General features: G+C 61.7%; 20 protein-coding genes. 14 read left to right on the top strand and 6 right to left on the bottom strand.

The annotated features are described in order from the left end of the window. Window positions 1-65: 65 nt before the first annotated feature. The 5 genes from B0G80_RS15870 to B0G80_RS15850 all read left to right on the top strand — a co-directional run bounded on the left by B0G80_RS15870 (window position 66) and on the right by B0G80_RS15850 (window position 5,125). Window positions 66-1,181, top strand: a complete 1,116-nt coding sequence (locus B0G80_RS15870; RefSeq protein WP_106284897.1) for a YbdK family carboxylate-amine ligase — start codon at window positions 66-68, stop codon at window positions 1,179-1,181. Window positions 1,182-1,721: 540 nt separating this feature from the next. Beyond that, window positions 1,722-2,360 carry a MarR family winged helix-turn-helix transcriptional regulator gene (locus B0G80_RS15865; RefSeq protein ID WP_012434832.1) on the top strand — a complete coding sequence of 213 codons (639 nt, stop codon included), beginning with the start codon at window positions 1,722-1,724 and terminating at the stop codon, window positions 2,358-2,360. Window positions 2,361-2,487: 127 nt separating this feature from the next. After that, entirely contained in the window at window positions 2,488-3,201 is a 714-nt protein-coding gene (locus B0G80_RS15860) for a glutamine amidotransferase (protein WP_116118582.1), read from the top strand. Between the two features lie 74 nt (window positions 3,202-3,275). Beyond that, a complete protein-coding gene (locus B0G80_RS15855; RefSeq protein WP_116118581.1) occupies window positions 3,276-4,388 on the top strand; it encodes an NADH:flavin oxidoreductase/NADH oxidase in 1,113 nt (370 codons plus the stop codon). Window positions 4,389-4,606: 218 nt separating this feature from the next. Next, a complete protein-coding gene (locus B0G80_RS15850; protein WP_106284893.1) occupies window positions 4,607-5,125 on the top strand; it encodes an SET domain-containing protein in 519 nt (172 codons plus the stop codon). Between the two features lie 64 nt (window positions 5,126-5,189). Here the strand turns inward: B0G80_RS15850 and B0G80_RS15845 are convergent, their stop codons facing one another. Together B0G80_RS15845 and B0G80_RS15840 are read right to left on the bottom strand one after the other, a co-directional pair. Then, a complete protein-coding gene (locus B0G80_RS15845; protein WP_116119677.1) occupies window positions 5,190-6,695 on the bottom strand; it encodes a sensor histidine kinase in 1,506 nt (501 codons plus the stop codon). Window positions 6,696-6,829: 134 nt separating this feature from the next. After that, complete coding sequence (locus B0G80_RS15840) at window positions 6,830-7,516, bottom strand: response regulator transcription factor (protein WP_013590077.1); 687 nt, start codon at window positions 7,514-7,516, stop codon at window positions 6,830-6,832. 239 nt (window positions 7,517-7,755) lie between these two features. Between B0G80_RS15840 and B0G80_RS15835 the strand changes: the two genes are divergently transcribed. After that, window positions 7,756-7,980, top strand: a complete 225-nt coding sequence (locus tag B0G80_RS15835) for a DUF3717 domain-containing protein (protein ID WP_116118580.1) — start codon at window positions 7,756-7,758, stop codon at window positions 7,978-7,980. A 105-nt stretch (window positions 7,981-8,085) separates the two neighbouring features. On the opposite strand, the gene B0G80_RS15830 is transcribed toward B0G80_RS15835, so the two are convergent. Then, complete coding sequence (locus tag B0G80_RS15830) at window positions 8,086-8,376, bottom strand: 4a-hydroxytetrahydrobiopterin dehydratase (protein ID WP_116118579.1); 291 nt, start codon at window positions 8,374-8,376, stop codon at window positions 8,086-8,088. 93 nt (window positions 8,377-8,469) lie between these two features. Next, window positions 8,470-9,360, bottom strand: coding sequence for a phenylalanine 4-monooxygenase (gene phhA, locus B0G80_RS15825; RefSeq protein ID WP_116118578.1), 891 nt, complete (start codon window positions 9,358-9,360; stop codon window positions 8,470-8,472). Between the two features lie 145 nt (window positions 9,361-9,505). Between phhA and B0G80_RS15820 the strand changes: the two genes are divergently transcribed. Next, window positions 9,506-9,997 (top strand): Lrp/AsnC family transcriptional regulator, encoded by a 492-nt coding sequence (locus B0G80_RS15820; protein WP_012434824.1) that lies wholly within the window; start codon window positions 9,506-9,508, stop codon window positions 9,995-9,997. A gap of 50 nt (window positions 9,998-10,047) precedes the next feature. Here B0G80_RS15820 and B0G80_RS15815 read toward each other — a convergent pair whose 3' ends face one another. Beyond that, a complete protein-coding gene (locus B0G80_RS15815) occupies window positions 10,048-10,584 on the bottom strand; it encodes a class IV adenylate cyclase (protein WP_106284889.1) in 537 nt (178 codons plus the stop codon). Between the two features lie 348 nt (window positions 10,585-10,932). Then, window positions 10,933-11,832 (bottom strand): LysR family transcriptional regulator, encoded by a 900-nt coding sequence (locus tag B0G80_RS15810; RefSeq protein ID WP_116118577.1) that lies wholly within the window; start codon window positions 11,830-11,832, stop codon window positions 10,933-10,935. 145 nt (window positions 11,833-11,977) lie between these two features. On the opposite strand from B0G80_RS15810, the gene B0G80_RS15805 reads away from it, so the two are divergent. The 7 genes from B0G80_RS15805 (at window position 11,978) to B0G80_RS15775 (ending at window position 20,498) form a co-directional block, all read left to right on the top strand. Next, entirely contained in the window at window positions 11,978-13,516 is a 1,539-nt protein-coding gene (locus B0G80_RS15805) for a CoA-acylating methylmalonate-semialdehyde dehydrogenase (protein ID WP_116118576.1), read from the top strand. Window positions 13,517-13,648: 132 nt separating this feature from the next. Beyond that, entirely contained in the window at window positions 13,649-15,361 is a 1,713-nt protein-coding gene (locus tag B0G80_RS15800; RefSeq protein ID WP_116118575.1) for a GMC family oxidoreductase, read from the top strand. A 293-nt stretch (window positions 15,362-15,654) separates the two neighbouring features. Then, a complete protein-coding gene (locus tag B0G80_RS15795) occupies window positions 15,655-16,434 on the top strand; it encodes an ABC transporter ATP-binding protein (protein WP_007180049.1) in 780 nt (259 codons plus the stop codon). After that, complete coding sequence (locus B0G80_RS15790) at window positions 16,431-17,189, top strand: ABC transporter ATP-binding protein (protein ID WP_116118574.1); 759 nt, start codon at window positions 16,431-16,433, stop codon at window positions 17,187-17,189. Before B0G80_RS15795 ends, B0G80_RS15790 begins: the two co-directional genes overlap by 4 nt. A 51-nt stretch (window positions 17,190-17,240) precedes the next feature. Continuing rightward, on the top strand, window positions 17,241-18,455 hold the full coding sequence (locus tag B0G80_RS15785) for an ABC transporter substrate-binding protein (protein WP_116118573.1): 1,215 nt from the start codon (window positions 17,241-17,243) through the stop codon (window positions 18,453-18,455). 187 nt (window positions 18,456-18,642) lie between these two features. Continuing rightward, complete coding sequence (locus B0G80_RS15780) at window positions 18,643-19,527, top strand: branched-chain amino acid ABC transporter permease (RefSeq protein ID WP_106284883.1); 885 nt, start codon at window positions 18,643-18,645, stop codon at window positions 19,525-19,527. Next, a complete protein-coding gene (locus B0G80_RS15775; protein WP_166679150.1) occupies window positions 19,527-20,498 on the top strand; it encodes a branched-chain amino acid ABC transporter permease in 972 nt (323 codons plus the stop codon). The genes B0G80_RS15780 and B0G80_RS15775 overlap by 1 nt, the downstream gene beginning before the upstream one ends. The last annotated feature ends 166 nt before the right edge of the window (window positions 20,499-20,664 follow it).

The following is a 20,664-nucleotide window of genomic DNA, read 5'->3' as shown; positions in this document are numbered from 1 at the left end:
TATATTCGATTCAAAAACGGCCGGGCATGTGACCCACGCCCGGCCGACCTGACTCAGGGGACGCCATGTCACTCGAACCCTTCATCGATTCGAAACCGTTCACCTTCGGTGTCGAACTCGAGATGCAGATCGTCAATACGCATGACTATGATCTGACCAAAGCCGGCTCGGATCTGCTGCGCCTCATCAAGGACGAAAAGATCCCCGGCAACATCACGCCGGAAATCACCGAAAGCATGATCGAGTTGTCGACCGGCATTTGCACGACGCACGAGCAGGCCGTCGCCGACTTGCGCAAGATTCGCGACACGCTGGTTTCCGCCGCGGATCATCTGAACGTCGGTTTGTGCGGCGGCGGCACGCATGCGTTCCAGCAATGGAGCGAGCGGCAGATCGTCGATACGCCGCGTTTTCAGTATCTCTCCGAGTTGTACGGCTATCTTGCCAAGCAATTCACGGTGTTCGGCCAGCACGTGCATATCGGCTGCCCGGATCCGAACAGCGCGCTCTATCTGCTGCATTCCATGTCGCGCTTCATTCCGCATTTCATTGCGTTGTCCGCGTCGTCGCCGTTCGTGCAGGGTGTCGACACCGGTTTTCATTCGGCACGACTGAATTCCGTGTTCGCGTTCCCGCTGTCGGGCCGCGCGCCGTTCGTCCTGACGTGGGACAGTTTCGAGGAATATTTCTCGAAGATGGTCCACACCGGCGTCGTCAACAGCATGAAAGATTTCTACTGGGACATCCGACCGAAGCCGGGTTTCGGCACGATCGAAGTTCGTGTGATGGACACGCCGTTGTCCGTGGATCGCGCGGCGGCGATTGCCTGCTACATCCAGACGCTCGCGCGGCATCTGCTGCTCGACAAACCGATCACGCCGCAAGAAGACGATTACCTCGTCTACACGTTCAATCGTTTCGAAGCATGCCGCTTCGGCCTGGCCGGTACCTGCATCAATCCGCAAACGGGCGAGCGCAAGACGATTTCCGAAGACATCCTCGAAACATTGGATCTGATTGCTCCGCACGCCGAAGCGTTGGGTTCGGGCAATGCGCTTGCCGAGATCGGCGCGATCGCTCGCGGTCAGGTGAATGATGCAACCTGGTTACGCGGTGTCGTCGAACGGGAAAAGTCTCTGCATGAAGCCGTCAGGCAGCAGTGTTTGCAGTGGCGGGCCTAACCGCGGGCTTGATGGCCTGCGTGAAATCGTAAGGAAACCCGCCTCGAGCGGGTTTTTTTTCAATAAATTAATTTTCCAGCTCGGCGTGCCTTAGGTTTTTATACCGTTAATGTATACAAACGTAGTAGTAGTTAACAAGCATTGCATCTGCCTGTGGACAACTGAATAATTCCCTGCAAAGTCAACGTGCTGCGTAAACCATAACTGCGCTGATCGAGGGTGCATCGGCGCCGGTATACGAGGACAACTTTGTGACACGCGGATCAGGCTTGGGTGCTTATCAAGAATCGGCGCACAAGCCATCCCTGAGTTTTCCCGTGGTTATCCACAACTTGTGTTGGATAACTTAGCTGTACGATTCGCCGCTCTCGCATAGAATGTCGTTTCCGCTGCTTTGCCTTGCAAGGCGGTAAATTTTTGAGATAGTAGAAAACCGTCTTGTCCGCAGTTGGGCGAGGCTACCCCACACAGGCTACGGGCGCGGTCGGCAAGCAGTTCGCCGGCGTCGTACGAAAGCTGTAAATAAACCAATCGAAGATTATGAGCGAAGGCGTATACGGAGAACAGGCGACCGGGCGGGTGACCCACAGCCTATTGCGATTGAGCACGGCGATGCGGAGCCAGGCTTGGGAATGGGCGGAGGGCGCTGGCCTGACACCCACCCAGGGCGAAATTCTGGTCTTGCTGATGCAGCGCAAAGGCCCGATGCGTCTCGGCGAAATTGCCCGCGAAACGGCGCTCACCGCCGCGACGACAAGTGATGCAGTCAGCACGCTCGAAACCAAAGGGCTGGTCGAAAAGCGCCGTGCCCTGGACGACGGCCGTGCCCTCGCGGTCCGCCTGACGGCCCGTGGCCGTACGGCTGCGAAGCGCGCGGCGCAATGGCCGGACTTTTTGGCCAAGGCGGTCGGCACGCTGCGTGACGACGAGCAGGCTGTGTTCTATCGCACGCTGCTGAAGACCGTTCATCAACTGGAAGCGCAAGGCACGATTCCGCCGCACCGCATGTGTCTGAGCTGCACGCATTTCGAGCCGAGCAAGAACCCGAAGAAGACGCCGCATCATTGCGCGTTGCTCGATCTGAACATGTCGGATACGGATCTGCGCCTCGACTGCTCGGTGTATGAGATGGCCGACGTCGCCACCCAGAAGAAGACCTGGAAGATCTTCGCCCAATAAGGCGGCTTCTTCCGGGACAATCCGCTACACTGCCAAGCCGGCTTCAGCGGGCGGCGTTTGCCGCCCGTCAGCCGACTGGTGCCGCGTGGCGGCGAGTCTTTAGTCAACCTGAAGGTGGGACAGGCCGATGAATCGCGAAGTTCTGGCCATTCGCCACGTGCACTTCGAGGATCTGGGCAGTCTTGAGCTGGTGCTCGGCGAGCGCGGGCGCCCGGTCCGCTATCTCGACGTGGGCTTTGCCCGCATCGAAGCGCCGAACCCGGTTTCCGCGTCGCTGATGGTGGTGCTCGGCGGCCCGATCAGCGCAACCGACGACGCGCTTTATCCGACGCTCGTGCCGTTGCTGTCCATGATCGAGAAACGCATCGCTGCGGGTTTGCCGACTCTCGGCATCTGTCTCGGTGCTCAATTAATCGCGCGTGCTCTTGGCGCTCGCGTCTATCCCGCGGGTCAAACCGAACTCGGCTGGTCGCCGCTTACGCTGACGGACGCCGGCCGTGCTTCTCCTGTCCGTCATCTGGACGGCGCGCAGACCTCCATGCTGCATTGGCACGGCGATACCTTCGATCTGCCTGACAAGGCAACGCGGCTTGCATCGACGCCGGCTTGCGAAAACCAGGCGTTCGCCTGGGGCAATCATGTGCTGGGCCTGCAGTGTCATCCGGAGATTCGGACGGATCGCTTCGAGCCCTGGCTGATCGGCAACGCGGGCGAACTGGTTGGCCACGGCATCGACGCACGCCAATTGCGGGCCGAGACCGCGAAGTTCGGTCCCGCGCTCGAAGCCGCCGCGTGCCGGATGTTCGGCGAGTGGCTCGATCAGGTCGAGGCGAAACCCTGAATGGCTATGGGCCAGCACTAAATCACTTGCGGTGCTATGCTCGATCGCTCTCGGGTTTCTACTGGGCGTAATCCATGAGCGCGCTTTTTTCTCCGCTCACGCTGCGTAGCGTGACGCTTCCCAATCGTATCGTCGTGTCCCCGATGTGCCAGTATTCCGCCGACCGTGGCGAGGCAACCGCGTGGCACATGATCCATCTCGGCAGCATGGCGTTATCCGGTGCCGGCATGCTGTGCATCGAGGCAACCTCGGTCGAGCCGGACGGCCGCATCACACCAGGCGATCTCGGCCTGTGGGACGACGTCACCGAAGCCGCGCTCGTGCCCGTGCTGGCCGCGATCCGCAAGCATTCGCACATCAAGGTCACGATGCAGTTGTCGCACGCCGGGCGCAAGGCGTCGAGCCACGCGCCGTGGGAAGGCGGCCAGCTGATTCCAGTGTCGCAAGGCGGATGGCTGCCGCTCGCGCCGTCCGCGTTGCCGCACAAGGCCGGCGAAGAACCGCCGCTGGCGCTCGACACGCCTGCGCTGAACCGCATCCGCGAAGCATTCGCGGCCTCGGCTCGGCGTGCCGCGCGGCTCGGTGTCGATGGACTGGAAGTGCACGCGGCGCACGGCTATCTGCTGCATCAGTTCCTCTCGCCGATCGCCAATCAGCGCGACGACGACTACGGCGGCTCGCTGGAAAACCGCATGCGCTTTCCGCTTGAAATCTTCGATATCGTGCGCGCTGCCTTTCCCGCCGACAAACCGGTCGGCGTGCGTGTCTCCGCGACGGACTGGGTCGAAGGCGGCTGGACGCTGGAAGACACCATCGCGTTCGCACAGGAGCTGAAAAAGCGCGGCTGCGACTGGATCGACGTGTCCTCCGGCGGCGTCTCGCCGTTGCAGAAGATTCCGCTTGAACCGGGTTATCAGATCCCCTTTGCCAAGGCGGTTAAGAAAGCAACCGGCCTCACGACCATCGGCGTGGGCCTCATCACCGACCCGTTGCATGCCGAACAACTGATCGAAGACGGCGACGCCGACCTGATCGCGATGGCCCGTGCGTTGCTGTACAACCCGCGTTGGCCGTGGCACGCCGCGGCGCAGCTCGGCGCGACGGTCGAAGCGCCGCCGCAGTACTGGCGTTCGCAACCGCGCGAGCAAAAGGCATTGTTCGGCGACATTTCGTTCGGACAACGGTGAAGTTGGCCAGCCGTCAACGGCGCGCGTCTTTTTGACGGTTGAACGAAGCCGTCTTCAGCGTGTAGGATGCCGGTTGTGGCGCACGTGCGTCGCAGGTCGACGCGGCGCTCGCAAGGCGCCGCGTTTGCTATCCGCGGCAGAAAAAAGCAGCGCGCGAGACGCGGGCATTTTCGACGGCTGCCAAACTTCACCCCCAGTTCTTCACAAGGATTCATTCAATGAGTTCACGCAGGATCGCCGTGCGCCGTTCGGGTGTGCACGGCAAAGGCGTGTTTGCCCTCGAACCGATTGCGGCCGGCGAGCGCCTGATCGAATACAAAGGCGAGCGGATCTCCTGGAAAGAAGCGCTGCGCCGTCATCCGCATAATCCGGCCGAACCGAATCACACGTTCTATTTCGCACTCGACAGCGGCAAGGTCATCGACGGCAAAGTGAACGGCAATAGCGCGCGCTGGATCAACCATTCCTGCGCGCCGAACTGCGAAGCCGAAGAAATCGACGGTCACGTATACGTGCATGCATTGCGCGATATCGCGGAAGGCGAGGAGGTCTTTTACGATTACGGCCTCGTGATCGACGCGCGTCAGACCAAGAAGCTCAAGAAGGAATACGAATGCCGTTGCGGCGCGCGCAAGTGCCGCGGCACGATGCTGGCGGCGCCGGAGAAGGAGAAGGGCAAGTCCGGGAAGTCGGCGGCCAAGGGCAAAACGTCGGCGAAGAAAGCGAAGAAGAAATGATGTTTGGGCTGTCTGATCGATCACGTTGGCGATTGATTCAGACGCCCGTCGAGCTTGCAGACAGTCAAATATCCAACGGCGCCGAGTGCGCCGATTTTTTTGCCTGGCGTCTCGGTTCAACCACCTCCACATCGCTCTGAACAGTGACCGGCACGAGCGGAATGCGCACGATGAAACGTGCGCCGCCTTCCGGGGCATCCTCGTAATGCACGCTGCCGTGATGCAGCACCATGATGTCGTGGACGATCGCGAGGCCCAGACCGGCGCCGCCATCCACGCCGGCGTCGGTCTGACCGTCGCCGCGGAAGAACCGCTTGAATAGATCGGCCTGCTGGTTGCGCGGCACGCCCGGCCCGTTGTCTTCGACGATGATCTCCGCCATGCGCGATTCGTCGATCACCGTTTGCGACACCGTTACCGTGATGCGGCCGCCATCGAAGCGCGACGGCGGCACGTATTTGAGCGCGTTATCCAGCAGATTGGCGAGTACTTCGTGCAGCAGCACGGGATTGCCGCGCGCCATCAACGGATGGCCGTTGCTGGGGTCGTCCAGACGCTGGAAACCGAGGTCGACGTGGAACGTCAACGCACGCGGCACCCACTCGGCGCCCGTGTCGAACGCGAGCGCGGCCATGTCCACGTTGACGAAGCGAGCCGCCTGTTCGCCCGGCTCGGCACGCGCGAGCGAGAGCAGTTGATTGGATAGCCGCACGGCACGATCAGCCGCGGCGCGCAGTTCACGCACGGCGGCCAGGGTTTGCTGCGGATCGCGCGCGATGGCCGCCTGCTCCGCATGCAATTTGACGGCGGTCAGCGGCGTGCGGAGTTGATGCGCGGCGTCGGCGATGAACTTGCGCTGACCGTCGAGTGCCGTTTTCAGGCGGCCGAGCAACGCATTCAACGCGCCGGTCAACGGGCGAATTTCGACCGGCACATAGGTTTCATCGACCGGTTCGAGCGACGTGTGAGTTTGCCGGTTCAGCGAATCGGCAAGATCGGTAAGCGGATTGAGCTGCTGATTGACCACGCGCCATACGATCACCCAGCCCGCCAGCAGCAGCAACAGCAGCGGCATCATGATCGCGACCAGAAATTCGGCGGCAATGCGAAACCGGTGATGCACCGGCTGACCGACTTCGACGACGATCGGATTACCCGTCGGCTGATCGACCCGGACCTGCGCCACTCGCACCGTCACGCCTTGATGCTGCGTTTCGAATACATACGCGTAATGCATGCGCCGCACGCTCGTGCCTTGCAGCGGAAGATTGTGATCGCCGGCAATTTCCGTTTCGCCGGTGCTGATGCGGTAGACGAGGTGCTCGACCGGGTCCGAGAACATGGCCTGTGCGAGCGGCGGCACCGTGATGCGTGCATCCGGGCCGGCAATCTGGATCTGTTTGGAGATCGCCGTGGCAAGATCGGCGAGCGAACGGTCGACCACGTGCTGCGTGTACTGCCACGCCAGCCAGTAGGCGATCAGGCCGCTCATAAGCGCGAGCAGCGAAAGGGGAGCAGCGAGGCGCCGCAGCAGCGTGCGGCGCAGACTATTGGCGGCCGGCTGGGGCATGATCGAACGCGCGGGAAAGTAGCAACGGCGCAAGCACCGCGAAATATCGCCGGATGCCGGCGAGGTGCGCACCGAGTGCGCGGCGCCGGTCTGGCGTCGTCAGGCCGCAACGTAGCGTGCGGCCTTCACGACGATTATGCGGCCTGACGGATTTCCTGCAACAGATAACCGAAGCCGCGTACCGTGACGATCTCGACACGGCAGTTTTCGAGCTTTTTACGAACCCGGTGCACATAGACCTCGATCGCCGTGTCGCCGAGATCGCCGCCGAAATGCGTCAGATGGTCTTGCAGCTGTGCCTTGCTGACCACGCGGCCATGACGCAGCAGCAGCATTTCGAGCACCGCGAATTCGCGCGGCGAGAGTTCGAGCGGCTTGTCGTCGTTGAAAATGCGGCGATCGACGCCCGACAGGCGCACACCGCCCAGCGACACTTCCGGACGCGGCATATCGCCGTGCGGACCACTGCGGCGCATGACCGCGCGGATGCGCGCTTCGAGCTCGGTGGGCTCGAACGGCTTCAGCATGTAGTCGTCGGCGCCGGAATTCAGGCCTTGCACGCGGTCGTTCAGTTCATCGCGCGCGGTGAGGATGATCACCGGTGTATGGCGATTGCTCTGACGGAAGCGCGAGAGCAGCGTCATGCCGTCGATGCCGGGCAGACCCAGATCGAGGATCACCAGCTCATGGCGATTTTGCGTGAGGGCCTGTTCGGCGAAAATGCCGTCGTGGACCATGTCGACGGTGAAGCCGGCTTGTTCGAGACTGCTTTGGATGCCGCGTGCGATGGGGCGGTCATCTTCGATCAGAAGGAGTCGCATGGGTTTCGCTCAAGTACAATGGGTTAGGCGTTTGGGCAAGCGGTTCGCCGGGGCGCCTGCTGCACAGACAGCGTGCGGCGTGGCCGTACCGAACTGGCACGAAGCGGCCACGAAGCAGGCATCGAGCGGCCTCGAAACGCCAACCGGGCGCTTCTCAACCTGTCACATCGCACCAGTCTCCCGAAGGGCCAGGATAACTTCGGACAACCCGGCGTTTTCCTGAAAGCGATCACGAAGTCATGTCCGAGATAAGCATTCACGAACTGGAAGCCGCAATCAACTTCTGGCGTGCCCGCTCACCTTCGAGCGGCGACGAACTCGTTCTGTGCAAGGAGGCAAGCGCGCTCTCCAAGCCGTATGCGCTGCTGATTGTACAGCGTCAGCACTCGCTATCACTGGATCGTTTAGACGGCATTGCCAGGCAAGCGTGGGATTCTTACGTGCACCTTAAGAATAGCCTGTAGAACTGAAGGTTTGGGCAAGGGATTACCTGCAATGCCCTTTCATTGCTGCCAAATTGCTCGATGGTCGGCGCATAAACACGCCTGAGACGCACCAGCTTTTTTGTATTACGCCGTAATACTGTCGATAAACGTCGCCAGTTTGATGTCGCGCTCGGTCAAGCCGCCGGCCTCATGCGTGGACAGCGTGATCTCCACCTTGTTGTAGACATTGAACCATTCCGGATGGTGATCCATTTCCTGCGCCTTGATCGCCACGCGCGTCATGAAGCCGAATGCTTCGTTGAAGTCGGCGAATTTGAACTGGCGCTGGATCGCGTCGCGGTCCGCCACCGCTTGCCAGCCCTGCAAGCCGGCGAGCTGCGTGGCGCGTTCTTCGGAAGTCAGTTTCTGAATCATGGTGCTACCTCATTGGATACGAACGGGCACGCCGGTGAGCGTGCGCATCCCTATTTTTTCACGGATGACGTCTGCCCGCAGCCGGCGCGCTTTTCAAATATCACCGTCGGCCAGCCAGCCTTCCTGCGAGCCGCGCGTAATGACGCGGTCGTGCTGGAGGACGTCGCCGGCCGCGAAGGCCGGTTCGGCGGCAAGCCTTGCCAGCAGCGGCGCGAAATCGGTTTGCGCGATGTTGAGCAACTGCGCGAAGTCGTCGATCACAAAGTAGGTTTTCTGGAACGTGTCGATGCGGTAGCGCGTGCGCATCACCCGTTCGAGATCGAAGCCGAGGCGGTTCGGCGCTGCGCTTTGCTGGCTGTAGAGCGTCTCGCCCTTGCTCGACACGATGCCCGCGCCGTAGATCTTCACGCCGTTCGGACTGGCCGCGTCGCGGATCAGCCCGAACTCCACTGTGTACCAATAGAGACGGGCGAGGAGCGGCAGGGCGCCGGCGTCATGGGCGGCGACTGCGGCACGACCGTACGCGTGCATGTAGTCCGCGAAAACGGGATTGATCAGCAGCGGCACGTGGCCGAACAGATCGTGAAAACAGTCCGGCTCCTGCAGATAATCGAGCTGGTCCGGCCGGCGCATCCACCAGGTCACGGGAAAGCGGCGATTCGCCAGATGCTCGAAGAACACCTGGTCCGGTACGAGGCCGGGCACGGCGACGATCTGCCAGCCGGTGGCGAGCGTGAGCTTCGCGTTGATTTCGTCGAATGAGGGCACGCGGTCGGTGGGCATGCCGATGGTGTCGACGCCCGCCAGGAACTCGTCGCAGACGCGCCCTTTGAGCAGCGCCGTCTGCCGCGCATAAAGCTGTTGCCATACCGCATGGTCGACCGCGCCGTAGCGCCCGGTCGGTTGGTCGATGGTGAAATCGGCGCGGGTTTCGAGGCCGGCGTCGAATTGCTCTTTCAGTTTGGCGGTATTGGCGGTGGACATGACGCTGCGCTCTACGGTGACGGCTTATATATGGATGATGCAAGTGTAGAGCGGCGGCAGTGCGGAATGGGCGCAATGATGGCGGCGTATGGGCTGATCATGCAATAATCATGCATGAATAAGCCATTTAATGCGGATATTCAACATGTTAGAACTCGATCACTTCGATCTTGCGCTGCTGGACGTGCTTCAGCGCTTCGGCCGTGCAACGCATCAGCAACTGGCGGAGCAGGTGCCGCTGTCGCCGTCGCAGATTGGACGGCGTCTGCAGCGGCTGGAGCAGGTGGGCGTGGTGGATGGCTATCGCGTCGTGCTGCGGCCCGAAAAGCTCGGGCTTGGCGTCACCGCGTTTACCAGTCTGAAGTTGAAGCACCACGGCGATTCGATCATCGAGCAGTTTCAACAGCAGATTGATGTGCTGCCTGAAGTGCTGGAATGTCATGCCGTGGTGGGCGACGCCGACTATCTCCTGCGCATTGTCGCGCCCGATCTGAATTATCTGTCGACGTTCGTGATGAAGAAGCTGATGCGTGTGCCAGGCGTCGACAGCGTGCGCTCGAATATCGTGCTCACCACGTTCAAACGCAATGGCCCGTTGCCGCTGGGCCATCTGTCGCCGGGGACGGCCGCACCTTGATGCGGCGCCGGCCGCGCTGACTCCGCCTGCAGCCCTGGGTTGCCACAGGCTTATGCCGCTTGCTTCGGCGCGCTGTCCGGGCTCAGCAAATCGACGTAGGCCACCGCCACCAGATCCGATTCCGGCACGCCGAGTGTGGCGAACATCGCATGCGCTTCGGCGTGGCCGCCTTCTTCATCGTCGTCCTGGGCGAGCACCACTTCCAGTTCGACGAAGTCGCCCAGACCGTCGACGCGGTCCAGATGGATCCGCGTGCGCCCGGTCAGATACACATGCCGTTCCTTGGTGACGATGCCGCGCGTGGTCAGCGCGGTGGCGAGCAGCGCGTGCATGGCCTCCGGATTGGTCACCGGGCTGCGCGTGTAATACGACGCCTTCGGACCGTCGCGGTCGTCGCGCTGGTAGAAGATCAGCTCGGCCGGCGTGCCGTCGTCGAACTGGCGCAGCTTCAGGCGGCCGCGCGGCACGTCGTAGAAAAAGTCCTGCTGGCGGAAGATCAGCGGTGCGTCCGGCGCGAGCTGCGCCGCGCGTTCGCGGAGTTGCTCGAAATGCTGGGCGCGGGCTTTGATTTCAATGTTGCGTGCCATGTCAGGTTCCTGTTGAAGGATGGATTGGTCGGCGGCTTCCGGTGTTGCAGAGGCGAAGCTGCCGGGAAGGACAAATCAGGTGGAACGGAAAAGGATGGCGAGCAGGCGCGTGAGCGCGAACCCTCAATCTAACAAAAACTGCGTGACGGTGTGGTTTCAGGCGCGGGGCAAGTGGTCGCTGCGGGCGAGCGGGTTGCTGAACCCTCACGCAGGCGGCCGCTGCGTGAGGAGATAGCGCCGGTTATCTATGGCGATAGGACCAGACGGCTTGCAGCTGTCATGAGAGCGGCTCATATCGCACATTCGCTGGCGCTCTCATGCCCGTCACGCAAGCGCCATTCGCGATCCTCAAGTCGCCCATTGCTGCTCGATTAGCTTCAATGCCGCGGCGATCGCCGGTTCCTCCTTGCGCTGCGCGAGCGTGATAAAGCTGAGCTGGGTCGGCACGGTAACACCTTCGACGATGGTCAACGCGTGCGCATGCGCCTCGGCGATCGCGGTGGCGTCGCGTGCGAGCGTGAGACCGACGCCTGATTTAACCAGATCGAGCATCGACGGCTCCTGGTCCACTTCCGCCACCTTGACCGGCTTCACACCGGCTTCGTCGAAGCAGCGCGTCAACAGCCGGTTATGCGCCGACGCGGGCGGCGTCCAGATCCACGGCAGCGCCGCCAGCGCACGCCAGTCGCGCGCGCCCTTGACGCGGTCTTTCCAGCCGGCCGGCGCGAGCACGCGGTATTGGAAGGCAGTCAGCGTGACCGCATGAAAAGCGGGGCCGTCGCGCGGTTCGTCTTCGGACGGCAGGCCGATGTAGTAGCCGACATCCAGCTCGCCCGCGCGAACCTGCTCCAGCACCCAGCCCGACATGCCGTGGCGCAAGGCCGTCTCGATGTGCGGCCAGCTTTCCACGAGCTGCTTGAGAAAGCCGCCCAGGCGCAGAAACGCCGGGTCGAGGATCGTGCCGATCCGCAATCGTCCGCGCACCTCGTGACGCAGCGATTGCGCCGCCCGCTGCACGTCGTTCGCCGCGCCGAGCGCGCGTTCGGCGTGCGGCAGCAGCGCTTGTCCGTCGCGCGTGAGCGAGAGCCCGTGCGAGGTCCGCGTGAACAGCGTGACGCCGAGCGTCTCCTGCAAATGCTTGATTTGCAGGCTGACGGCAGGTTGGGTCAGGTGCAGTTGCACGGCGGCACGCGTGAGGTTGCCCTCGCGCGCCACGGTGACGAACGCCCGGAGCAGAGTCAGATCCATAGCCTGATATTAACGCGCCTTATAGCGCAGTTGAGCATTACTCATTGGATTTCCCGGCCCGAAGCGCCGTACGCTTCACTTTCAGCACGGCTTTATCACGCCCCGGGCACGCCGGGGCGGAAGACTTCACACGAAAGAGGACATCATGAGCGAGACATATCAGGACGAAACCCAGCGTAGCGCGACTAGCGCCCGTGCGCTGACCCACTTCATCAACGGCAAGACGTTTGAGGGAACGAGCGGCCGTTTCGGCGACGTCTTCAATCCTGCGCAAGGCAGTGTGAGCGCGCGCGTGCCGCTGGCGAGCGTCGCCGAAGTGGATGCCGCCGTCGCTGCCGCCAAGGCCGCGTTTCCCGCGTGGAGTGAAACCGCGCCGATCAAGCGCGCGCGTGTCCTGTTCAAGTTCAAGGAACTGCTCGACCGTCACCACGACGAACTCGCGGAACTGATCACGCGCGAGCACGGCAAGGTGTTTTCGGATGCAAAGGGCGAGGTGATGCGCGGCATCGAGATCGTCGAGTTCGCGTGCGGCATTCCGAACCTGTTGAAGACCGACTTCACCGATCAGATCGGCGGCGGCATCGACAACTGGAATCTGCGTCAACCACTCGGCGTGGTCGCCGGCATCACGCCATTCAATTTCCCGATGATGGTGCCGTGCTGGATGTTCCCCGTGGCGATTGCGTGCGGCAACACGTTTGTGTTGAAGCCGTCCGAGCGCGATCCGTCCTGTTCGAGCCGTCTCGCGGAATTGCTGAAGGAAGCCGGCTTGCCGGACGGCGTGTTCAACGTGGTGCATGGCGATAAGGTCGCTGTCGATGCGTTGCTGGTGCATCCGGAAGTCAGCGCATTGTCGTTTGTCGGTTCGACGCCGATTGCCGAATACATCTACACGGAAGGCACGAGGCACGGCAAGCGTGTGCAAGCTTTGGGCGGAGCGAAGAATCATCTGGTGGTGATGCCGGACGCGGATCTCGACCAGGCCGTCGATGCCTTGATCGGGGCGGCATACGGTTCCGCGGGCGAGCGTTGCATGGCGATCTCGGTGGCCGTCGCGGTCGGACATATCGCCGATGAACTGGTCGAGCGGCTCACACCGCGCGTGAAGAGTTTGAAGATTCTCAACGGCATGGAATCGGATGCCGAGATGGGACCGTTGGTGACGTCGGTGCATCGCGAGAAAGTGGTCGGCTATATCGACTCGGGCATCGAAGCGGGCGCGAAGCTGGTGGTCGACGGACGCGGCCATCAGGTCAGCGGTCATGAGAAGGGTTTCTTTCTGGGCGGCACTCTGTTCGACAATGTTTCGACCGACATGAAGATCTATCGCGAAGAGATATTCGGACCCGTGCTCTGTGTAGTGCGCGTGCCGGATTTTGCTTCCGCGGTGGAACTGATCAACGCCAACGAGTTTGCTAACGGCGTGTCGTTGTTTACGTCCGATGGCGGCGTCGCTCGCGCTTTCTCGCGGCAGATCCAGATCGGCATGGTGGGCATCAATGTGCCGATTCCGGTGCCGATGGCGTGGCATTCGTTTGGTGGCTGGAAGAAGTCGCTGTTCGGCGATCATCATGCGTATGGTGAAGAAGGTGTCCGGTTTTATACGCGCTACAAGAGCATCATGCAGCGCTGGCCCGACAGTATTGCCAAGGGTGCAGAGTTCACGATGCCGGTGGCTAAGTAGTGTGAGACGATTGCGTTCGGCAGGCTGCGCTTCTGGCGGCATGTCGAAGGCAGAAAACAAAAATAGAGCCTAGGCCGCAGTCGCATGACAACCATGCGACTTGCCGGCAAAAAAAGCTTAGGAGACTGAACAATGAGCCATACCGATCCGACGTCCGCGGCCCGGCGTCTCGAAGGCGAATTCGACTACATCATCGTGGGTGCGGGCACAGCGGGTTGTGTGCTGGCCAATCGCTTGACCCAGGATCCCGACGTGCAAGTGCTTCTGCTCGAAGCCGGCGGAAAAGACGACTATCACTGGATTCACGTGCCGGTCGGCTACCTCTATTGCATCGGCAATCCGCGCACGGACTGGCTCTATAAAACGCAGGCGGAAGCGGGCCTCAATGGCCGCGCGCTGTCATATCCGCGAGGACGCGTGTTGGGCGGCAGTTCTTCCATCAACGGCATGATCTACATGCGTGGTCAGCGCGAAGATTACGATGAATGGGCGCGCGTCACGAACGACGCATCCTGGTCATGGAACTCGGTGTTGCCGGTCTTCAAACGCAGCGAGGATCACCATGCCGGCGCCAGCGAATCGCATGGCGCGGGCGGACCTTGGCGGGTCGAAAAACAGCGGTTGAAATGGAAAATTCTCGAAGAGTTTTCGCGCGCCGCGCAAGAGGCCGGCATTCCCGCCACCGACGACTTCAACCGTGGCGACAACACAGGTGTCGGCTACTTCGACGTGAATCAGAAACGCGGCATTCGCTGGAATGCATCAAAGGCGTTTTTGCGTCCCGCACTCAAGCGGCCGAATCTCACCGTGATCACCGGCGCGCACACGCAACGCGTCGTATTCGAAGGACGCCGTTGCACAGGCGTCAAATATCGCGGCGACAACACGGACTATTTGGCCAAGGCACGCTGCGAAGTGATCCTCAGTTCAGGTGCGGTGAATTCACCGCAGTTGCTTGAACTCTCCGGTATCGGCAATGGCGCGCGTCTGCAGAATCTCGGTATCGAGGTCGTCAACGATATGCGCGGGGTGGGCGAGAATCTGCAGGATCATTTGCAATTGCGCATGGCCTATAAAGTCGACGGCGTGCGTACGCTCAACACGGCATCCGCGCACTGGTGGGGCAAGTTGCTGATCGGCATGCAGTACGCGTTTTTTCAAAGCGGCCCGATGTCGATGTCGCCGTCGCAACTCGGCGCGTTCGCCAAATCCGATCCAGGCGATCGCACGCTCACGCGGCCCGACCTCGAATATCACGTCCAGCCGCTTTCGCTCGATCGCTTCGGCGAGCCGCTGCATCGGTTCAATGCGTTCACGGCGTCGGTGTGCCAGTTGCGGCCCACTTCGCGCGGCAGCATTCACATCGAATCCGCCGATGCTTCAGCGCCGCCCCTGATCGCGCCGAACTATCTCTCCACCGACTACGACCGGCACGTTGCCGCCAACGCGTTGCGTCTCACGCGCCGCATCGCGGCGGCGCCCGCGCTCGCACGCTACCGGCCGCAGGAGATTTTGCCCGGCATTCAGTACCAGACCGAAGAGGAGTTACAACAGGCGGCCGGCGCGGTCGGCACGACCATTTTCCATCCAGTCGGCACCTGCCGCATGGGGACGACCGACGACCCCGGCGCGGTGGTCGACAACCGGCTACGGGTTATCGGTGTTGACGGGCTGCGCGTGGTCGATGCATCTGTCATGCCGACCATCACCTCGGGCAACACCAATTCGCCCACGCTGATGATCGCCGAGCGCGCCAGCGACATGATCCGCGAAGATCGCCGTGCGAACGTGGGCGGCAGTTTCGCGGCACAAGCTAGCGGAACGCCTTCCATGTCCGCAGTGTGACAGCTAGCGCACGAGCCGCATGAGATGCCCGTCCGACCTGCGCGGCGGGCATTTCGCACGCATGCGCCCTGTTCGGGGCGGGCGTCATCCTCTTCCACTAAGTGCAAATCCCAATGAATGCGCTGCATCATTGGCGCGACAATGGCAGCCATGCTGCGTGCCGCCCCATGGATTACCGTCCGGATTGGTGCAGCACGCCAACGAGCGGCACGGGGTGCCGCCGTCATAAAAAGTCGCGCAGCGGTTCGCGCGGAAGATCGTAGTGCTTCGCCTTACTCCGTATGGAAGGGAACATGATTCTCGGCGATACGATTCTCGAAACGCGCGGCCTCACTCGTGAGTTCAAAGGCTTCATCGCCGTGAACGGTGTCAACCTGCGCGTGCGTCGTGGCTCGATCCATGCGTTGATCGGCCCGAACGGGGCAGGCAAGACCACCTGCTTCAATCTGCTCACCAAGTTTCTGGAACCCACTGCGGGCCAGATCGTTTTCAACGGCATCGACATCACCGGCGAACGCCCGGCGCAGATTGCGCGGCGCGGCATTATTCGTTCGTTCCAGATTTCCGCGGTGTTTCCGCATCTGACAGCATTGCAGAATGTGCGCATCGGTTTGCAGCGCCAGCTCGGCACGGCATTTCATTTCTGGAAGAGCGAGCGCACGCTGCGCCAACTCGATGACCGCGCAATGGATCTGCTCACCCAGGTCGGACTGACCGATTTCGCCGATGTGTTGACGGTCGAACTTTCCTATGGCCGCAAACGCGCGCTGGAAATTGCCACCACGCTCGCCATGGAACCCGAACTCATGTTGCTCGACGAACCGACGCAGGGCATGGGCCATGAAGACGTCGATCGCGTGACGGCGTTGATCAAAAAAGTATCGAGCGGCCGCACCATCCTGATGGTCGAGCACAACATGAATGTGATCGCCGGCATTTCCGACACGATTACGGTGCTGCAACGAGGCGAAGTGCTCGCCGAAGGCAGCTACGCCGAAGTGTCGAAAAATCCGCTCGTGATGCAAGCCTATATGGGCAGCGCCGACGCGGCGCTTGCCGGAGCTCACGCATGAATACGATTGCCGAGCGAGAAAGCCTCGACATAAGCGGGACGGATAACGCCGTTCCCGCGCTGGACATCAAGGGTTTGCAGGCGTGGTACGGGGAATCCCATATTCTGCATGGCGTCGATCTGACGGTGAACCGCGGCGAAGTCGTCACGCTGCTGGGCCGCAACGGCGCGGGCCGGACCACTACGCTGCGCGCCATCATGGGCTTGACCGGACGGCGCACCGGTTCGATCCGCATTGGCGGACGCGAAACCATTAGTCTGCCCACGCATCGCATCGCGCATTGCGGCGTGGGTTACTGTCCGGAAGAACGGGGTATTTTTTCGAGCCTCTCGTGCGAGGAAAACCTGCTGTTGCCGCCGCCCACCGGCGACAAGGCACACATGATGTCGCTCGAAGAAATCTATTCGATGTTCCCGAATCTGCAGGAACGCCGCGCCAGCCAAGGCACGCGGCTATCCGGCGGCGAACAGCAGATGCTGGCGGTGGCGCGTATTCTGCGCACCGGCGCGAGCCTGCTGCTGCTCGACGAAATCTCGGAAGGGCTCGCGCCTGTCATCGTGCAGGCGCTGGCGCGCATGATCATGACACTCAAGGCGCGGGGCTACACCGTCGTGATGGTCGAACAGAACTTTCGTTTTGCCGCGCCGCTGGCGGACCGCTTCTATGTGATGGAGCACGGCGCGATTGTCGAGCACTTCGGGGCAAGTGAGCTTGAAAGCAAGATGCCGGTCCTGCACGATCTACTGGGCGTATAAAAGCGCCCGATTGCCTCTGATAACCACAAGCGAAGAAACCAGGAGACAGGAATGAAAAAGAACCCACTCGCGCGGCTTGCCACACTCTGTTTCGCGGTCGCCGCCGGCGCCGCCTTGACGATGAGCAGCGCGCAAGCGGCTGACGACGCGGTGAAGGTCGGTTTCATCACCGACATGTCCGGTCTGTATGCGGACATCGACGGGCAAGGTGGACTCGAAGCGATTCGCATGGCGGTGGCGGATTTCGGCGGCAAGGTCAACGGCAAGCCGATCACCGTGGTGTATGCGGACCACCAGAACAAGGCGGACATCGCGGCGTCGCGCGCGCGTGAATGGTTCGACCGCGACGGCGTCGATCTGCTGATCGGCGGCACGAATTCGGCAACCGGTCTGTCGATGAACACCGTGGCCGGAGAAAAGAAGAAGGTGTACATCAGCATCGGCGCGGGCGCGGACACGCTGACCAATGAGCAATGCACGCCGTACACGATCCATTACGCGTACGACACCACGGCGCTGGCCAAGGGCACGGGTTCGGCGGTGACGAAGCAGGGCGGCAAGACGTGGTACTTCCTGACGGCCGACTATGCATTCGGCAAGGCGCTGGAGAAGAACACGTCGGACGTGGTGAAAGCGAACGGCGGCCAGGTGCTGGGCACGGTGCGCCATCCGCTGTCGGCGTCGGACTTCTCGTCGTTCCTGTTGCAGGCGCAAGCGTCGAAGGCGCAGATCCTCGGCCTCGCCAACGCGGGCGGCGACACGATCAACTCGATCAAGGCGGCCAAGGAGTTCGGCATTACCAAGACGATGAAACTCGCCGCGCTGCTGATGTTCATCGACGACGTGCACAGCCTGGGTCTCGAAACCACGCAAGGGCTGGTACTGACGGACAGTTGGTACTGGAACAAGGACGCCACCACCCGCAAGTGGGCGCAACGCTACTTCGACAAGATGAGGAAGATGCCGTCGAGCCTGCAGGCTGCCGACTACTCGGCGACCATGACCTATCTGAACGCAGTGAAGGCGGTGGGTTCGACCGACTCCGACAAGGTGATGGCACAACTGAAAAAGACCAAGATCGACGATTTCTATGCGAAGGGCTACATCCGTCAGGACGGCAGCATGATCCACGACATGTACCTGATGCAGGTCAAGACGCCGGCCGAATCCAAAGAGCCGTGGGACTACTACAAGATCACGGCGACGATCCCCGGGGAGCAGGCGTTCACGACCAAGGCCGAAACGCGCTGCGCGCTGTGGAAGTAATCGCTGGTTCATAACCGGATGGCCGTCTGCCTGGTCGTCCTGACGGGCGATGCGTGCTGCCGTGATGGTACACAGGCAGACGGCGAAGCGTTTCACATGCCGCGCGCGATCGGCGTCGTTGCCGCCGATTGCGCGCCGGCCGGATCGTGCGTGACCGATCTCACCTTGGCGATGGGTTAAGGCTTCAATGGAAATCTTTGGCGTTCCGCTACCGGCGATGCTGAGCCAGCTGTTGCTGGGGCTCGTGAACGGCTCGTTCTACGCAATATTGAGCCTCGGGCTAGCGGTGATCTTCGGCTTGCTCAACGTGATCAATTTCGCTCACGGCGCGTTGTTCATGCTGGGCGCCATGCTCGCGTGGATGGGCTTTTCGTATTTCGGCCTGCCGTACTGGCTGATGCTGGTGCTGGCACCGCTGATCGTCGGGTTGTTTGGCATCGTGATCGAGCGCTCCATGCTGCGCTGGCTCTACAAGCTGGATCATCTGTACGGGCTCTTGCTGACATTCGGGCTCACGCTCGTGGTGGAAGGCGTGTTCCGCTCCATCTACGGTTCGTCCGGTCAGCCGTACGACGTGCCATCGGCGCTTTCCGGCGCAACCAATCTCGGCTTCATGTTCCTGCCGAACTATCGCGCGTGGGTCGTGGTGGCTTCGTTGGCGGTGTGCTTCGCGACATGGTTCGTGATCGAGAAGACGCGTCTCGGCGCCTATCTGCGCGCCGGTACGGAAAACCCGAAATTGGTCGAAGCGTTCGGCATCAACGTACCGCTGATGATCACGCTTACCTACGGCTTCGGCGTCGCGCTGGCGGCGTTTGCGGGCGTGCTCGCCGCACCGGTGATTCAGGTCTCGCCGCTGATGGGCCAGCCGATGATCATCACCGTGTTCGCGGTGGTCGTGATCGGCGGCATGGGTTCGATCATGGGCTCGATTCTGACCGGTTTGCTGCTCGGCGTGATCGAAGGGCTGACGCGCGTGTTTTACCCGGAAGCGTCGGCGACCGTCGTCTTCGTGATCATGGCGCTGGTGTTGCTGGTGCGCCCGGCGGGTCTCTTCGGCAAGGAAAAATGATGCAGAGAAAAGTGCTCTACGGTCTGCTGCTGGTCGTGCTGCTCGCGGTGCCCGTGCTCGGCATCTATCCGCTCTTCGTAATGAAGGTGCTGTGCTTCGCGCTGTTCGCGGCGGCGTTCAATTTGCTGATCGGCTACACCGGGTTGCTGTCGTTCGGCCACGCGATGTTTCTCGCTTCGGCTGGCTATGTGACGGGCTATGCGATCCAGTCGCTCGGCTTCTCGCCGGAACTCGGTGTGCTGGCCGGCACGGCGGCGGCAACCTTGCTCGGCCTGATCGTGGGTCTCTTCGCAATTCGCCGCCAGGGCATCTACTTCGCGATGGTCACGCTGGCGCTCGCGCAGATGGTCTACTTCGTATTCCTGCAGGCGCCGTTCACACATGGCGAGGATGGTCTGCAAGGCGTGCCGCGCGGCAAGCTGTTCGGCGTGCTGGATCTGTCGTCCGACATGGCGCTGTATTTCGTCGTGCTCGCCGTGATGGTGCTGGCCTTCCTGCTGATCGTGCGGATCGTGCATTCGCCGTTCGGGCAGGTGCTGGTGGCCATCAAGGAGAACGAGCCGCGCGCGGTGTCGCTCGGCTACGATACGGATCGCTTCAAGCTGCTCGCGTTCATTCTGTCGGCGGGAATTGCGGGTCTCGCGGGTTCGCTCAAGGTGTTGGTGCAAGGCTTCGAGACGTTGAGCGACGCGTATTGGACCATGTCCGGCCTCGTGATTCTGATGACCCTCGTCGGCGGCATGGGTACGTTGTTCGGGCCGCTGCTCGGCGCGGCGCTGATCGTCGCGCTCGAGGATCGGCTCGGCGATATCGGCGGGGCACTGGCGACGACCACGGGCGTCGAGTGGTTCCGCTCGCTGGGCGAGTCGGTGACCATCGTTACCGGCGTGATTTTCATTGCGTGCGTGCTGGCGTTCCGGCGTGGCATCGTCGGCGAAATCATCGCGCGAGTGCGGCCGCTGCGAGCCTGACGCTCAGTGAAATGCGCGATTGCTTCGGCATCCGATATAATCCAACCGTCGCGGTGTGGCAGGTTGAAGAGGGTGGCAATCGAGTCGAAATGCATACACGGTATGGCCCCCGCAACGTGCCCCAATTCGGTGCCGCAGTGCACCACTAGGGTAATTGCTAGTTGTA

This window comes from Paraburkholderia sp. BL6669N2 (assembly GCF_003387275.1).
GTDB lineage: Bacteria > Pseudomonadota > Gammaproteobacteria > Burkholderiales > Burkholderiaceae > Paraburkholderia.
Note: the sequence above shows the minus strand (reverse complement) of the source record. Positions and strands in the feature narration are given on the sequence as shown.

What these genes read in the sequence shown, in the direction of transcription:
- B0G80_RS15870 (WP_106284897.1), top strand. Translation starts at nt 66, where the DNA reads ATGTCACTCGAACCCTTCATCGATTCGAAACCGTTCACCTTCGGTGTC.
- B0G80_RS15815 (WP_106284889.1), bottom strand. Translation starts at nt 10,584, where the DNA reads ATGGCACGCAACATTGAAATCAAAGCCCGCGCCCAGCATTTCGAGCAA.
- phhA (WP_116118578.1), bottom strand. Translation starts at nt 9,360, where the DNA reads ATGTCCACCGCCAATACCGCCAAACTGAAAGAGCAATTCGACGCCGGC.
- B0G80_RS15800 (WP_116118575.1), top strand. Translation starts at nt 13,649, where the DNA reads ATGAGCCATACCGATCCGACGTCCGCGGCCCGGCGTCTCGAAGGCGAA.
- B0G80_RS15845 (WP_116119677.1), bottom strand. Translation starts at nt 6,695, where the DNA reads ATGCCCCAGCCGGCCGCCAATAGTCTGCGCCGCACGCTGCTGCGGCGC.
- B0G80_RS15855 (WP_116118581.1), top strand. Translation starts at nt 3,276, where the DNA reads ATGAGCGCGCTTTTTTCTCCGCTCACGCTGCGTAGCGTGACGCTTCCC.
- B0G80_RS15795 (WP_007180049.1), top strand. Translation starts at nt 15,655, where the DNA reads ATGATTCTCGGCGATACGATTCTCGAAACGCGCGGCCTCACTCGTGAG.
- B0G80_RS15835 (WP_116118580.1), top strand. Translation starts at nt 7,756, where the DNA reads ATGTCCGAGATAAGCATTCACGAACTGGAAGCCGCAATCAACTTCTGG.
- B0G80_RS15785 (WP_116118573.1), top strand. Translation starts at nt 17,241, where the DNA reads ATGAAAAAGAACCCACTCGCGCGGCTTGCCACACTCTGTTTCGCGGTC.
- B0G80_RS15850 (WP_106284893.1), top strand. Translation starts at nt 4,607, where the DNA reads ATGAGTTCACGCAGGATCGCCGTGCGCCGTTCGGGTGTGCACGGCAAA.
- B0G80_RS15790 (WP_116118574.1), top strand. Translation starts at nt 16,431, where the DNA reads ATGAATACGATTGCCGAGCGAGAAAGCCTCGACATAAGCGGGACGGAT.
- B0G80_RS15820 (WP_012434824.1), top strand. Translation starts at nt 9,506, where the DNA reads ATGTTAGAACTCGATCACTTCGATCTTGCGCTGCTGGACGTGCTTCAG.
- B0G80_RS15840 (WP_013590077.1), bottom strand. Translation starts at nt 7,516, where the DNA reads ATGCGACTCCTTCTGATCGAAGATGACCGCCCCATCGCACGCGGCATC.
- B0G80_RS15830 (WP_116118579.1), bottom strand. Translation starts at nt 8,376, where the DNA reads ATGATTCAGAAACTGACTTCCGAAGAACGCGCCACGCAGCTCGCCGGC.
- B0G80_RS15780 (WP_106284883.1), top strand. Translation starts at nt 18,643, where the DNA reads ATGGAAATCTTTGGCGTTCCGCTACCGGCGATGCTGAGCCAGCTGTTG.
- B0G80_RS15810 (WP_116118577.1), bottom strand. Translation starts at nt 11,832, where the DNA reads ATGGATCTGACTCTGCTCCGGGCGTTCGTCACCGTGGCGCGCGAGGGC.
- B0G80_RS15865 (WP_012434832.1), top strand. Translation starts at nt 1,722, where the DNA reads ATGAGCGAAGGCGTATACGGAGAACAGGCGACCGGGCGGGTGACCCAC.
- B0G80_RS15775 (WP_166679150.1), top strand. Translation starts at nt 19,527, where the DNA reads ATGCAGAGAAAAGTGCTCTACGGTCTGCTGCTGGTCGTGCTGCTCGCG.
- B0G80_RS15805 (WP_116118576.1), top strand. Translation starts at nt 11,978, where the DNA reads ATGAGCGAGACATATCAGGACGAAACCCAGCGTAGCGCGACTAGCGCC.
- B0G80_RS15860 (WP_116118582.1), top strand. Translation starts at nt 2,488, where the DNA reads ATGAATCGCGAAGTTCTGGCCATTCGCCACGTGCACTTCGAGGATCTG.